Consider the following 13138-nt stretch of genomic DNA (forward strand, 5'->3'; position numbering starts at 1 on the left):
GGGCGACGGGGCGGCCGAGGAGGCTCAGAGCAGGGCGGGGACCTCGACGGTGAGCGTGCAACGCCCGCCGTCCGCCGGAGCGTTCAGCACGGCGGGGACGCCGAGCGGAATCGTGCGCGCGGCCGGTCCGTGCCCGAACCCCAGCTCCTCGGCCACGGGTATGCCGAGCGGCCCGAGCCGCTCGGCGAGCACGGCGCGGACCTTCTCGTACGGCCCGCACTCCTGCCAGGACCCGCAGACCACCCCGGCCACTCCCGCCAGGGCACCGGAGCGCAGCAGCCGGGTGAGGATGCCGTCGAGCCGGTAGGGCTCCTCGCCGGTGTCCTCGATCGCCAGCAGACCGCCACGGGCGTGCGTCCGGCCGCCGGGGGCGCCGATGCCTGCCGCGAGCAGGCTGGCGCACCCCCCGTACAGCACTCCCCGGGCCCGGCCAGGAACCAGGGCGGACGCGGTGGGCAGACCGAGCGTGCGCACGGTCTCGGGCTCGAAGAGGGTGGCGCGCAGATGCTCCCGGGCCACCGCGTCCTCGCGGAACGTGTCCGTGGCGGTCATGGGCCCGTGCAGGGTGGCGAACCCGGCCCGCAGGGCGATGGCCTCGTGCAGCGCGGTGACGTCGCTGTAGCCGACGAAGACCTTCGGCCCGGCGGCCCGGACCGCCGCCCAGTCGACCAGGTCCACCATCCGGTGGGCCCCGTAACCGCCGCGGGCGCACAGCACGGCCGCCACGGACGGGTCGCACCAGGCCGCCTGGAAGTCCCCGGCCCGGTCCGCGTCCGCCCCGGCGAGGTGGTCCAGCTCCGGGTGGACGGCCAGGACATGCGGCCCCACGACCGGTTCGAGGCCCCATTCCCGCAGGATGGCGAGCCCGCCCTCCAGCCGCTCGGCGGGGACGGGGCCACTGGGGGCGACGACGGCGACCCGGGAGCCCGGCCGCAGCCGGGAGGGCCGGGTGAGCGGACGTGCCGCGTCGGACCACTCACGCGTCACGGGTCAGCTCCAGCCGGTCCACGTCGGGCCGGTCGATGCCGAAGGTCTGCGCGTACAGGGAGAGTTCGGCCTCCAGCGCGCGGACCAGGGTCGCGGAGCGGCGGAAGCCGTGACCCTCGCCCGTGAAGGCGATGTAGGCGTGCGGGACACCCCGCCCGGCGACGGCGGCGAGGAACCGTTCGCACTGCGCGGGCGGGCAGATCACGTCGTCGAGCCCCTGGAGCAGCAGGAAGGGGGCGTTCAGCCGGTCGGCACGGTGGAGCGGGGAGCGTTCCCGGTAGCGCTCGGGCACCTCGGCGAACGGGCCGACGAGGGACTCCAGATACCGCGACTCGAAGTCGTGGGTCTCGTCCGTGGCCCATCCTTCGAGGTCCAGGACGGGATAGCGCAGCGTCCCGCAGGCGTACAGGTCCGTGCCGGTCAGTGAGGCGGCGGCGGTCCACCCGCCCGCGCTGCCGCCGCGGATCGCCAGCCGGTCGGGGTCGGCGGTCCCCTCAGCCACGAGGGCCGCCGCGACGGCCGCGCAGTCCTCCACGTCGACCACGCCCCACCGGCCGCGCAGCCGTTCGCGGTAGTCGCGTCCGTAGCCGGTGGAGCCGCCGTAGTTGACCTCGGCGACACCGATGCCGCGGGAGGTGAAGTAGGCGATCTCCAGGTCGAGGACGAGCGGGGCGTGCGCGGTGGGGCCGCCGTGCGCCCAGATGACGTAGGGCGGCTTCTCGCCCTCGGGGCCGGTCCGGTCGGGGCTGTGGGGCGGGTAGAGGTGGGCGTGGATCTCGCGGCCGTCCGGCCCGGTGAAGGCGCGCTCCTCGGGCGGCGGGTAGTAGGCGGGGTCCACGGCGTCCCGGTGGGGCGCGCCGATGGTCCGGGGGCGGCCGGTGGCGGTGTCCACCTCGATGACCTCGTAGCCGCTGCGGGCACTTCCCGCCACGCCGACGACCCGGCTGCCGTGGACGGTGAGCGTGGGGGCCCAGGCGGTCCAGGGGCCGGGGACGGTGGCGAGTTCGCCGGTCTCCGGGTCGAGGACGCTCAGGCGGGTGGCGCCCCGGCCGTGCAGCACGGCGATCGGTCCCCCCGGCAGCGGGTGGAACCAGCGCAGCCCGATCTTCCACAGCGGGCCGCCGAACTCCTCGCCCCGGGGCGGCAGGAGACGGCTGCCGGGAACCGCTCCCTGGGCCACCGCGCCGGGGCGGACGCGGTGCAGTTCCCACCAGCCGGAGAGGTCGGAGACGAACAGCAGGCTGCCGTCGTGGCCCCACTCGACCTGGCAGACCGATTCGCCGAGATCCCCGACGAGCGGCCGGGCGCCCGTGAGTTCGCCCGCGCCGGTGATGTCGGCGAGCATGACCACCGTGCCGTCCCAGGGCATCCCCGGGTGGTCCCAGGCGATCCAGGCCGCCCGCAGCCCGTCGTGCGAGATCTTGGGGCCGGTGACGAACCGGTTCCGTCCATCGGAGAGTTCACGGATCCGGGAGCGGTCCTCGGCCGCCGATCCGTCCAGCGGTACGGCGGCGAGGACCCGGCGTACGTCGGTGGGCGCCGGTCCGGTGAACTCCTCCAGCACGCACCACGCCTCGCCCCGCGCCCCGTGCTCCAGGCGCAGCTGCGGGTCCACCCAGCGCAGCCCGCCGCCGACGCCGGAGACCGGGGTGAGCGGCCACGGCTCCCCCATCCCGCCGGGGAGGTAGGCGTACAGCCGCTGGTCGTCGAAGTGGACGAACACCACGAGGAGTTCGCCGTCCGGGCGCACCGCACCGGCCCAGGGCTGCCCGCCGTACTCGATGACCCGGCTGCGGGCGTTCCAGGGGGCGGGCAGCACCGGCGCGGTGGTGCCGTCGGCGCGGCGGCGGACCAGCGCGCGGCGGCCGCCCTCGGCGGGGCGCGGCTCGGTCCACCACACCTCGTCGCCGACGGTGCCCAGGTGGTCGGGCGCCCCGTCGTGCGAGGCGGCCAGGGCCGCGTCGACCGGCGAGGGCCAGGTGCCGTACGGGGCGGCGGTCGCGGGCTCGGTGTTCATCTCGGTCACTCCCCCGGTACGGGTCAGGCGGTGCGCAGGTAGTGGTCGAGGACGCGGACGCCGAAGTGCAGGGCGTCGACGGGGACGCGCTCGTCGACGCCGTGGAAGAGCCGCTGGTAGTCGAAGCCGACGGGCAGCTTCAGCGGGGTGAAGCCGTAGCCGGTGATGCCGAGGCGGGCGAACTGCTTGGCGTCGGTGCCACCGGACATGCAGTACGGCACGGTGTGCGCGCCGGGGTCGAACCGCTCGACGGCGGCGCGCAGCTTGGCGTAGGTCGGGGAGTCGATGGGGGCCTGGAGCGCCCGCTCGCGGTGGTGGAACTCCCAGTCGACGAGGGGGCCGGTGAGCCGGTCCAGGGTGGCGTGGAACTCCTCGTCGCCGCCGGGGACGGTGCGGCCGTCGACGAAGGCGGTGGCGTGGCCGGGGATGACGTTGACCTTGTAACCGGCGTCCAGCATCGTCGGGTTGCTGCTGTTGCGGACGGTGTTCTCGACGAGGGAGGCGGCCGGGCCCAGCTTGGCGAGGAGCTGGGCGACGTCGAGGCCGGGGTCGTCCAGGTCGGCGGTGATGCCGTGCAGGGCGGCGATCTCGGTGATGGCGGCGCGGACGGTGGGGGTGAGGCGGATGGGCCACTCGTGCTCGCCGATCCGGGCGACGGCGGCGGCCACGGCGGTGACCGCGTTCTCCCGGTTGACCTTGGAGCCGTGCCCGGCCCGGCCCGACGCGGTGAGCCGGAGCCAGCCGGTGCCGCGCTCGCCCGCGGCGATGGGGTACAGCGCGAGGCCGTCGCCCGCGTGGAAGGTGAAGGCGCCGGATTCGCTGATGCCCTCCGTGCAGCCTTCGAAGAGCTCCGCGTGGTGGTCGGCGAGGAATCCGGAGCCGTCGGCGGCGCTGTCCTCCTCGTCGGCGGTGTAGGCGATGACGATGTCGCGGGGCGGGCGGAACCCCTCGCGGGCCCAGCCCCGGACGACGGCGAGGATCATCGCGTCCATGTTCTTCATGTCGACGGCCCCGCGTCCCCAGACGACGCCGTCGCGGACCTCGCCGGAGAAGGGGTGCACGGTCCAGTCGGCGGGCTCGGCGGGCACCACGTCGAGGTGGCCGTGGAGGAGCAGGGCGTCGGCCGTCGGGTCGGTGCCGGGGATGCGGGCGACGACGTTGGTGCGGCCGGGGGTGCGCTCCAGCAGGTCCGGCCGCAGTCCCGCGTCGGTGAGCCGTTCGGCGACGTACTCGGCGGCCGGGCGCTCCCGGCAGTCACCGCCGCCCCGGTTGGTGGTGTCGATCCGGATCAGCTCGGAGGTGAACGTCACCACCTCGTCGAGCGCCTGCCGGTCCACCGGGCCGAGCTGGTCGGGCGTCTCACCCATACTGTTCCTCCACGGCGGCCGACACGATCGTCGTGACCGCCTTGAACGTGCGGATCGCTTCGTACATCGTCGCGCTGGTGCAGGCGACACGCCGCTCGCCGCTCGGCGCCACGCCGGGCACCACGGTCGCCGCGGCCGCGAGGTGTTCGGCGTCGAACTCCAGCTCCACGGTGAACGCCGTGCCGGTGACGGGCTCGCCGCGCCCGGCGAGCGCGGCGGCGTCCCGGGCCGCGGCCCGGATGTCGGCGGCGGTCCGGGCGGGGGTGCGGCACACCGCCGCGTACCGCGAGACGTAGTCCTTGACGGCGACCTTCCGGGCGGCGGGGGCGTACCCCTCGGCGTCCACGCAGGTCAGGTCGTCGCCGGTGACGAGGACGACGGGGACGCCGAACTCGGCGGCGACGTGCGCGTTGAGCAGGCCCTCACTGGCGCGGACTCCGTCGAGCCAGACGCCGGTGATGGAGTTGGCGAGGTAGGTGTGGGCGAGCACGCCCTTTGCCCCCGCGCCGGTGTGGTAGCCGACGAAGGCGACCGCGTCGACGTCACCGTGCTGCACGCCCTCCATCATGGACAGCGACTTGTGCTTGCCGGTGAGCATCTGGACCCGATCGTCCAAGTGCTCCAAGAGCAGGTTGCGCATCGACCAGTGGGCCTCGTTGACCAGCACCTCGTCGGCGCCGCCGTCGAGGAAGCCGAGGGCCGCCGCGTTCACGTCGGAGGTGAACATCGACCGGCAGCGCTCCCACTGCGGAGTCCCCGGCAGCACGTCGGCCGGCCAGGTCACTCCGGTGGCGCCCTCCATGTCGGCGCTGATGAGGATCTTCATGCCGTCACACCGTACGCGCCGGGGGCGGCACGGGCCAGGGCGGCACGAGCTGTCGGGGTCAGCGGCTGACGGCGGGCCCGATCCTCTTCTCGAACCAGTGGTGGGCGTAGGGCTCGTCGTTGAAGGCGGGCACCTCCTCGAAGCCGTAGGAGCGGTACAGGCCGCCCGCCGCGGCCAGCTCCGCGCTGGTGTCCAGGCGCAGCAGCTCCCGCCCGCGGTCGGCGGCCCGCTCCTCCAGCTCGGTCAGGAACCGCCGCCCCAGCCCGAGGCCGCGCACCTGGGGCGACACCCACATGCGTTTGATCTCGGCGGGGGCGCCGGGCGGCAGCTTGAGACCCGCACAGCCGACGGGTTCGCCGTGCAGCCGGGCGACCAGGAACAGGCCGCGCGGCGGGCGGAGGGGTGCGGCGTCGGGCAGCAGGCTGCGCCCGGGGTCGAAGCCGGTCGCGAGGAGGGCCGCCAGTTCGGCGTAGTAGGACCGCAGACAGTGCCGGGCGTCGGAGTGGTCGGGGTCCACCGCGTCCAGGGTGACGGTGGCGGCGGTCAGCAGCCGGTCGACCTCGCCCATCGCGGCCACCAGGCGGGAGCGCTGGGCGGGGTTGAGCGGTCTCAGCAGGGAGCCGGCCAGCGCGTCGCTGCGCTCGTCGAGCGCCGCCCGCTCGGCCCGGCCCGCGGCGGTGAGCCGTACGGTGCGCACCCGCCGGTCGTGCTCCGCGGGCTCGACGGTCACCAGGCCCTCGGCCGTCAGGGCGCGCAGCATCCGGCTGAGGTAGCCGGAGTCGAGCCCGAGCCGCTCGCGCAGTACCCGAACGTCCCGGCCGTCCTCGCCGGCCTCCCACAGCAGCCGGGCCTCGCCGAAGGGGCGGCCTTGGCCGAGGTAGCGGTCCTGGAGGACGCCCAGGCGTTCGGTGACGGTGCGGCTGAAGTGCCGCACCAGGCCGGTCTGCTCCGATTCCGTCATTCTCTGACCTTAGTCAGAGAAATCGGCGGCCGCACCCTTCGGGGCGAACACTATGAACGCAATACGCGCGGCTCTTCTCCCCCGCACCCGGCGCTTCCTAGCATCCCGGCAACCCGGCGCACCTCCGCGCCGCAGGCCGACACCCGCCAGGAGCACCTCCGTGAACCACCTCCACGCGACCGCCCGCCCCCGAGGGCTGTACCGCCGCCACCGCCTGCGTTCCGCCGTGCTGGCCGCCACGGTCACGGCGCTCCTCCTCGGCGTGGCGGGCGAGGCGCCCGCGGCCCCGGGCCCGTCCCCGGCGGCGGCCGGCGGCCCGGCCGCCGCCGCCTGTCCGGCGTCCCTGGCGGACGTGGCCCGCTGCTACGCGGGCCGGGACGCGAACGGGGCGCACTACGCGATCGCCGTCCCCGAGCGCTGGAACGGTTCGCTGGTGGTGCACGCCCACGGCGGCCCCGACCTGGGCGAGACCTCGGACCCGGCGCGCGCCCCCGAGGACCTGGGGCGCTGGTCGGTCATGGTGAAGGAGGGGTACGCCTGGGCGGGCTCCTCCTACCGGCGCGGCGGTTACGGCACGCGCATGGCGGCGGCGGACACCGAGCGGGTGCGCCGGGTCTTCCTGGACCGGTTCGGGAAGCCGCGGCGGACCTATCTGCACGGGCAGTCCTGGGGCGGCAACGTGGCCGCCAAGGTCGCGGAGACGTACGGCCGCGCGCCCGGGGCGTACGACGGGGTACTGCTGACCAACGGGGTGCTCGGCGGCGGCTCGCGCGGCTACGACCACCGCGTCGACCTGCGCGTGGTCTACCAGTACTACTGCGGCAACCACCCGCGCCCCACCGAGCCGGACTACCCGCTGTGGCAGGGGTTGCCGGCCGGCTCCGCGATGACGTCCGCCGAGCTGCGGTCCCGGCTGCGCGAGTGCACCGGCTCCGACAGCGAGGCCGCCGGGCGGACTCCGCTCCAGCAGCGCAACCTCGACGACATCCTCGGCGTCACCGGCATCCCGGAGGAGGCCCTGGAGTCGCATCTGCGGTTCGCGACGTTCACCTTCCGCGACATCGTCGCCACCCGGCTGGGCGGCCGCAACCCGTTCTCCAACCGGGGCGTGCGGTACGCCGGTTCGCACGACGACCGGGCGCTCAACGCGGGCGTGGAGCGCTTCTCGGCCGACCCCGGGGCACGCCGGGACCTCTCCTGGGACAGCGATCTCACCGGCCGGGTGTCGCTGCCCGTGCTCACCCTGCACGCGATCGACGACCCGACGGCGTTCGTCGAGCACGAGGCCGCGTACCGGGCGACCCTGCGCGGCGCGGGCCGGGAGCGGCACCTCGTGCAGACCTTCACCCGGGAGAGCGAGCACAGCGGGCTGAGCGACGCCGAGTACGCCAACTCCCTCGCCGGGCTGGACCGCTGGGCGCGCACCGGCCGCAAGCCCGACGCGCGGTCCCTGGCCGCCTCGTGTCCGGCGTTCGACCGCGCCTACGGCACCGGCTGCTTCTACGACCCGGCGTTCCGGCCCTCCTCGTACGCCTCCCGGGTGGAGCCCCGACCGGGCGGCCACCGGTGGCCCGCGATGACCGCCGTCCAGGAGTGGCTCTGGGGCCGGATCGACGGGGTGGGCATCGCGCCCTGAGCCGGTGCGGCCGGACGCCACGACCGCTGCTCTCAGCCGGTCGTGGCGTCCGCCAGCAGCCCCTCGATCCGGGCCAGTTCACCGTCGGTGAAGTCCAGGTTCGCGACGGCCTCGACGCTGTTCTCCAACTGGCCCGTGCTGCTCGCGCCGACGACGGCGGAGGTGAGGCGGCCGCCGCGCAGCACCCAGGCCAGTGCCAGCTGCGCCAGCGACTGGCCGCGGTCCTTCGCCACGGCGTCCAGCGCGCGCAGCCGCTCCAGCAGGCCCGGGGTGAGCGCGTCGGCCGAGAGGAACGGGCTGTCCCCCGCCGCCCGCGACCCCGCCGGGACGCCGTCCAGATAGCGGTCGGTGAGGATGCCCTGCTCCAGCGGGGAGTAGGCGATGGACCCGGCACCCAGCTCGTCCAGGACGTCGGGCAGCCCGTCGGCCTCGATACGCCGGTCGAGCATCGAGTAGCGGGGCTGGTGGATCAGGAGCGGGGTGCCGAGGGCCCGGAGGATCGCGGCGGCCTCGCGGGTCTGCGCGGCGGAGTAGTTGGACAGCCCCACGTAGAGGGCCTTGCCCTGGCGCACGGCGGTGTCGAGCGCCCCCATCGTCTCTTCGAGCGGGGTGTCCGGGTCGGGGCGGTGGGAGTAGAAGATGTCGACGTACTCGCTGCCGAGCCGCTTCAGGCTCTGGTCGAGCGAGGACAGCAGGTACTTGCGCGAGCCCCACTCCCCGTAGGGGCCGTCCCACATGTGGTAGCCCGCCTTGGTGGAGATGACCAGCTCGTCGCGGAGGCGGGCGAAGTCGGTCGCCAGGGCGCGGCCCAGGCTCTCCTCGGCGGAGCCGGGCGGCGGGCCGTAGTTGTTGGCCAGGTCGAAGTGGGTGATGCCGAGGTCGAAGGCGCGGCGCAGGATGGCGCCCTGGGTCTCGGGCGTCCGGTCCCCGCCGAAGTTGTGCCAGAGGCCGAGGGAGAGCGCGGGCAGCTTCAGACCGCTGCGGCCGGCCCGCCGGTAGGGCATGGCGGTGTAGCGGTCGGCGGACGGGAGATACATACGGGGCTCCGCGGGAGGGGTACGGGGGTGGCGCGCCGGGACCGGCGCGGCCAGGGGTGCCGCTCCAGGCTTCCGCAGATCGATCCAGCAGTCCAACAGGAGATTCCGCTCGGATTCATCGCCTAGATTGCTCAGTCATGGAACTGCGTCAGCTGGAGCACTTCGTGGCCGTGGCCCGGGAGCGGCACTTCACCCGCGCCGCCGAGCGCCTCGCCGTCTCGCAGTCAGGGCTCTCCGCCTCCGTACGGACGCTGGAACAGGAGCTGCGGACCCCGCTGTTCAGCCGCACCACGCGGACGGTCCGGCTCACCGAGGCCGGGCGGGCGCTGCTGGTGGAGGCGGAGCGCACCCTGGCCGGGGCGCGGGCGGCCCGGGACGCGGTCGACGCGGTGCGGGGGCTGCTGCGCGGGACGCTGACGGTGGGCGTCGAGCAGTGCGTGGCGGGGGTGAGCCCCGCCCGGCTGCTGGCGGCGTTCCACCGCGATCATCCGCAGATGGAGCTGCGGCTGCGCCAGGAGGGCACGAGCAGTCTGCTCGACGGGGTGGCGGGCGGGCGGCTCGACCTGGCGTTCGCGGCGACGGTCTCCCCGGTCGAGTGGCGCGGGGAACTGCTGCCGCTCGCCCGGGAGCGCATGGTGCTGCTGTGCGCGGCCGGACACCCCTTCGCGGAGCGGCCGGAGGTGGGGTGGCAGGAGCTGACGGGCGCCCCGTTCATCGACTTCCACCCGGACTGGGGCCCCCGGCGCGCCGCGGACGCGGCGTTCGCGGCGGCGGGGGCGCGCCGGACGGTGGGGCTGGAGGTGAACGACGTGCACAGCCTGCTGGAGCTGGTGCACGAGGGGCTGGGGATCGCGGTGGTGCCGCACCACTTCGCCCGTAAGCCGGAGGCCGCCCGGCTGGTCGCGGTGGAGCTGGCGGGCGGGCACCGGCCGGTGTACGAGAGCGTGGCCGTCCTCCCGGCGGCCGGCAGCGCCAGCCCCGCGGCGCGCGCGCTGATGCGGCTGGTGCGGGAGGCGGCGGGGGTGCGCTGAGCCGCGCCGCGCCGCACGCCGGGTGCGGACCCGGGCCCGTCGCGCACCCCGGGCGGCTCAGTCCTCGTGGCCCAGCTGGAGGTCGCGTTCGGTACGGCCGCCCCCCGCGACCTGGAGCACGGTGGCCACCGGCGGGTATCCGGCGGCGATCACGGTGTACTCCCCCGACGACAGGTCGACGAACCGGAAGGACCCGTCGGGCCCGGTGGTCAGGGTGTCCACCACGTTGCCCGCCGCGTCGAGCAGGGTGACCCGGGCGTCCTCGACGGGGCGGCCGCCGGTCGCCCGGACGACGCCGCGCAGGACCGCCCCGCCCGCCAGCTCGACGTCCTGCCGGGTCTCGCGGGCCGCCTGGACGGAGACCGGGAGGGCGGCGGGGCGGAAGGCCGGGGCACTGGCGGCGAGGGTGTACTCGCCCGCGACCAGTTCGCCGATGACGTAGCCGCCCTCCCGTCCCGTACGGGTGGAGGCGACGACCTCGCCGCGTACGTCGGTGAGGGTGACGGCCGCGTCGCGGACCGGGGCGCCGTCCGCCGTGAGGACCGACCCGGCGAGGCGTCCGGCTCCGCCGAGCACCACGTCCAGCTCCACGGGGCGCTCGCCCACGGTGACGCTGACGGCCTGCGGCTGGTGCCCGCCCGCAGCGGCGATCAGGACGTAGGAGCCCGCCCCGGGGACGCTCAGCGCGTACCGCCCGTCCTCCCCGCTGGCCCCGCGCCCGACCTGCTGCCCCTGGACGTCGATGAGGGTGAGGGCGGCCCGGGGCACCGTGCCGCCGTCGGGGTGCTGGACGCGGCCGTGGACCGGGACGCCGGGGAGGCGGTCGGCGGCCGGGCGGGCGGGTTCGGTGCGGGCGGCGGGGATCGGCGAGGTCTCGGCGGCTGCTTCGGGCGTGGAGTGGGACACCAGCGGTTTCTCCTTGAGGAAGAAGGCGAGGATCAGGCCGAGGGCGAGCACCGGCACGAGGTAGAGGAAGATGCGCGGCATGGCGTCGACGTACGCCTGGATGTACGCGTCCCGCAGCGCAGGTTCCATGGCGTGCACGATCTCGGGGGTGATCGACTCCGGGGAGGGCAGCGCGGCCCCGGTGGGCAGGCGCACCCCGAGGGCGTCGGAGAGCCGTCCGGCGAACAGCGTGCCGAAGATGGCCGCGCCGACGCTGCCGCCGATCTGCCGGAAGTAGTTGTTGGCGCTGGTGGCGGTCCCGAGGTCGGCGGGGCGTACGGAGTTCTGCACGGCGAGCACGAGGACGGACATGACCAGTCCGATGCCGATACCGAGGACGGCCTGGTAGAAGCTGTACGCGAGGCGGGAGGTGTCCGCCTCCAGCAGCGAGAGCAGCCACATCCCGACGACCGAGACGGCGCCGCCGACGATGGGGTAGATCCGGTAGCGGCCGGTGCGGGTGATGAGCTGCCCGGAGACGATGGAGCCGCCGACGATGCCCATCATCATCGGGAGCATCAGCAGCCCGGACTCGGTGGCACTGGCCCCGTCGACCATCTGGAGGTAGGTGGGGATGTAGCTGGCCGCCCCGAAGAGCGCGACCCCGACGACCGCGCCGATGAGGCCGGTGACGTTGAAGACGGAGTCGCGGAACAGCCGCAGCGGGATGATCGGTTCCGCGGCGCGGTGCTCGACGAGGACGAAGAGCGCCGTCGTGAGGACCGCGCCGGCCGCGAGCCCGAGGATGGTGCGCGAGCCCCAGGCGTACTCGGTGCCACCCCAGCTGGTGACCAGCACCAGACAGGTGGAGGCGGCGGCCAGCAGCACCGCGCCGAGGACGTCGAGCCGGGGGCGGACGGCGGGCCGGGGCAGCTTGAGGACGACCGCGATGACGGCGAGGGTGACCAGGCCGAAGGGGACGTTGATGTAGAAGCACCAGCGCCAGGAGGCGTGGTCGGTGAAGAACCCGCCGAGCAGGGGTCCGGCGACCGAGGCGAGGCCGAAGACCGCGCCGATCATGCCCATGTAGCGGCCGCGCTCCCGGGCCGGGACGATGTCCGCGATGATCGCCTGGACGCCGATCATGAGCCCGCCGCCGCCGATGCCCTGGAGGGCGCGGAAGGCGATCAGCTCGTCCATGGTGCGCGACCAGCCCGCGAGGGCGGAGCCGATGACGAAGACGACGATGGCGAACTGGAAGACGCCCTTGCGGCCGAAGAGGTCGCCGAGCTTGCCGTAGAGCGGCAGGACGATGGTGGAGGCGAGGAGGTAGGCGGTGACCGCCCAGGACATCTTCTCCAGACCGTGCAGCTCGCCGACGATCCTGGGCAGGGCGGTGGCCACGATCATCTGGTCGAGCGCGGCGAGCAGCAGGGTGAGCATCAGCCCGAGGAAGACCATGCGGACCTTGCGGGGGCTGATGTCCGCCTCGGCGAAGCCCGTGGGGACCGGTGGCGGCGGGGGTGGCGCGGAGGCGGTGTCCGTCGCGGTGCCGCCGCCCGCCGTCCCGGCGCCCGCGGTTCTGCCGTCCGCCGTCCCGGCGCCTGCCGTGCCGCCGTCCGGACCCGTGCCGTCCGGGTCGTCCTTCACCAGCGTGATCCCGCCCGCCACGTACCGCTCCCCTCGTCGCACCTGCGCCGCCCATTTGTCGCATCGCGCGGTAAGGCGGGGCAAATGAGACGAGGGGCGTACAGGGCGCGTACGGAGGGCTTATGCGCCGGTGAGAGGCGCTACGGCGCACAACCGGCCGTCCGGGAAAACCACTCGTTCCGGTGAGGCCGGGAGGCGCGCGCCGGGGACCGGGAAGGGCGCGCGCCGGAGGCCGGGAGGCGGCCTCCAGCGCGGGGCCGAGGGAGCTCCCGGAGTTACTTCTCGACCTCGGTGGCGAGGTTCTGGAGCAGTTCGTCGTAGATCCTGCCGAGCCCCTTGGGGGCGAAGGTCCGCTCGAAGAAGCCGCCGATGCCGCCGGCGCCGTCCCAGACGGTGGTGACGCGCGCCGTGGAGCGCCCCTCGCCGGCCGGGGTGACGGTCCAGGTGGTGACCATCGAGGAGTTGCGGTCCTTCTCGACGAGCTGCCCGTCGGTGGGCTCGGTGACCTCCAGCAGGCAGTCCCGGACACGCTTGCTGGTGGCCTGGAGCTTCCAGTGGACGAGGGTGCCCTCGCCGTCGCCGCCCTCGCGGACCTCGTACTCGCTGAAGTGCCCGGTCAGCACCTTGCCGCGGACGTCCTTGTAGTCGGCCAGCGCGTCGAACACGGTCTCCGCGTCCGCCGCGATGATCCGCTCCGTCTGGGCCTCGACCTGCGCCATGGCTGTTCCTCCAGCTGTCCGT

At 74.6% G+C, this 13138-nt stretch carries 10 protein-coding genes; 2 read left to right on the forward strand and 8 right to left on the reverse strand.

The window, feature by feature from the left end; genetic code table 11:
• Nucleotides 1-24: 24 nt before the first annotated feature.
• From ACIRRU_RS21300 to ACIRRU_RS21320, 5 genes are read right to left on the reverse strand one after another with little or no spacing between them, the layout of a single operon-like run.
• Nucleotides 25-987: an LD-carboxypeptidase gene (locus ACIRRU_RS21300; RefSeq protein ID WP_403682794.1), complete on the reverse strand. Its 963-nt coding sequence runs from the start codon at nucleotides 985-987 to the stop codon at nucleotides 25-27.
• On the reverse strand, nucleotides 977-3004 hold the full coding sequence (locus ACIRRU_RS21305; protein WP_403682797.1) for a S9 family peptidase: 2028 nt from the start codon (nucleotides 3002-3004) through the stop codon (nucleotides 977-979). The genes ACIRRU_RS21300 and ACIRRU_RS21305 overlap by 11 nt, the downstream gene beginning before the upstream one ends.
• Before the next feature lie 23 nt (nucleotides 3005-3027).
• Complete coding sequence (locus tag ACIRRU_RS21310) at nucleotides 3028-4371, reverse strand: M20/M25/M40 family metallo-hydrolase (protein WP_403682799.1); 1344 nt, start codon at nucleotides 4369-4371, stop codon at nucleotides 3028-3030.
• Nucleotides 4364-5197, reverse strand: coding sequence for a M55 family metallopeptidase (locus ACIRRU_RS21315; RefSeq protein ID WP_403682801.1), 834 nt, complete (start codon nucleotides 5195-5197; stop codon nucleotides 4364-4366). The genes ACIRRU_RS21310 and ACIRRU_RS21315 overlap by 8 nt, the downstream gene beginning before the upstream one ends.
• Before the next feature lie 58 nt (nucleotides 5198-5255).
• Nucleotides 5256-6158 (reverse strand): GNAT family N-acetyltransferase, encoded by a 903-nt coding sequence (locus ACIRRU_RS21320; RefSeq protein WP_403682804.1) that lies wholly within the window; start codon nucleotides 6156-6158, stop codon nucleotides 5256-5258.
• A 160-nt stretch (nucleotides 6159-6318) separates the two neighbouring features.
• Here ACIRRU_RS21320 and ACIRRU_RS21325 point away from each other — a divergent pair, with 160 nt between their 5' ends.
• Nucleotides 6319-7794: a DUF6351 family protein gene (locus ACIRRU_RS21325; protein ID WP_403682805.1), complete on the forward strand. Its 1476-nt coding sequence runs from the start codon at nucleotides 6319-6321 to the stop codon at nucleotides 7792-7794.
• Nucleotides 7795-7826: 32 nt separating this feature from the next.
• Here ACIRRU_RS21325 and ACIRRU_RS21330 read toward each other — a convergent pair whose 3' ends face one another.
• Nucleotides 7827-8831, reverse strand: a complete 1005-nt coding sequence (locus ACIRRU_RS21330) for an aldo/keto reductase (protein WP_403682807.1) — start codon at nucleotides 8829-8831, stop codon at nucleotides 7827-7829.
• Between the two features lie 137 nt (nucleotides 8832-8968).
• On the opposite strand from ACIRRU_RS21330, the gene ACIRRU_RS21335 reads away from it, so the two are divergent.
• Entirely contained in the window at nucleotides 8969-9862 is an 894-nt protein-coding gene (locus ACIRRU_RS21335; protein WP_403682810.1) for a LysR family transcriptional regulator, read from the forward strand.
• Nucleotides 9863-9919: 57 nt separating this feature from the next.
• Here the strand turns inward: ACIRRU_RS21335 and ACIRRU_RS21340 are convergent, their stop codons facing one another.
• A complete protein-coding gene (locus ACIRRU_RS21340) occupies nucleotides 9920-12418 on the reverse strand; it encodes an MFS transporter (protein WP_403682811.1) in 2499 nt (832 codons plus the stop codon).
• 254 nt (nucleotides 12419-12672) lie between these two features.
• The gene (locus ACIRRU_RS21345) at nucleotides 12673-13116 is read right to left on the reverse strand and encodes an SRPBCC family protein (protein WP_403682814.1); all 444 of its coding nucleotides are present in this window, start codon (nucleotides 13114-13116) and stop codon (nucleotides 12673-12675) included.
• Nucleotides 13117-13138: the final 22 nt, after the last annotated feature.

This window comes from Streptomyces sp. NPDC101181 (assembly GCF_044767975.1).
Taxonomy (GTDB): domain Bacteria; phylum Actinomycetota; class Actinomycetes; order Streptomycetales; family Streptomycetaceae; genus Streptomyces.

Excerpts from the sequence above, each read along its gene's own strand:
- ACIRRU_RS21305 (WP_403682797.1), bottom strand. The coding sequence starts at position 3,004 with ATGAACACCGAGCCCGCGACCGCCGCCCCGTACGGCACCTGGCCCTCG.
- ACIRRU_RS21320 (WP_403682804.1), bottom strand. The coding sequence starts at position 6,158 with ATGACGGAATCGGAGCAGACCGGCCTGGTGCGGCACTTCAGCCGCACC.
- ACIRRU_RS21315 (WP_403682801.1), bottom strand. The coding sequence starts at position 5,197 with ATGAAGATCCTCATCAGCGCCGACATGGAGGGCGCCACCGGAGTGACC.
- ACIRRU_RS21310 (WP_403682799.1), bottom strand. The coding sequence starts at position 4,371 with ATGGGTGAGACGCCCGACCAGCTCGGCCCGGTGGACCGGCAGGCGCTC.
- ACIRRU_RS21345 (WP_403682814.1), bottom strand. The coding sequence starts at position 13,116 with ATGGCGCAGGTCGAGGCCCAGACGGAGCGGATCATCGCGGCGGACGCG.
- ACIRRU_RS21330 (WP_403682807.1), bottom strand. The coding sequence starts at position 8,831 with ATGTATCTCCCGTCCGCCGACCGCTACACCGCCATGCCCTACCGGCGG.
- ACIRRU_RS21335 (WP_403682810.1), top strand. The coding sequence starts at position 8,969 with ATGGAACTGCGTCAGCTGGAGCACTTCGTGGCCGTGGCCCGGGAGCGG.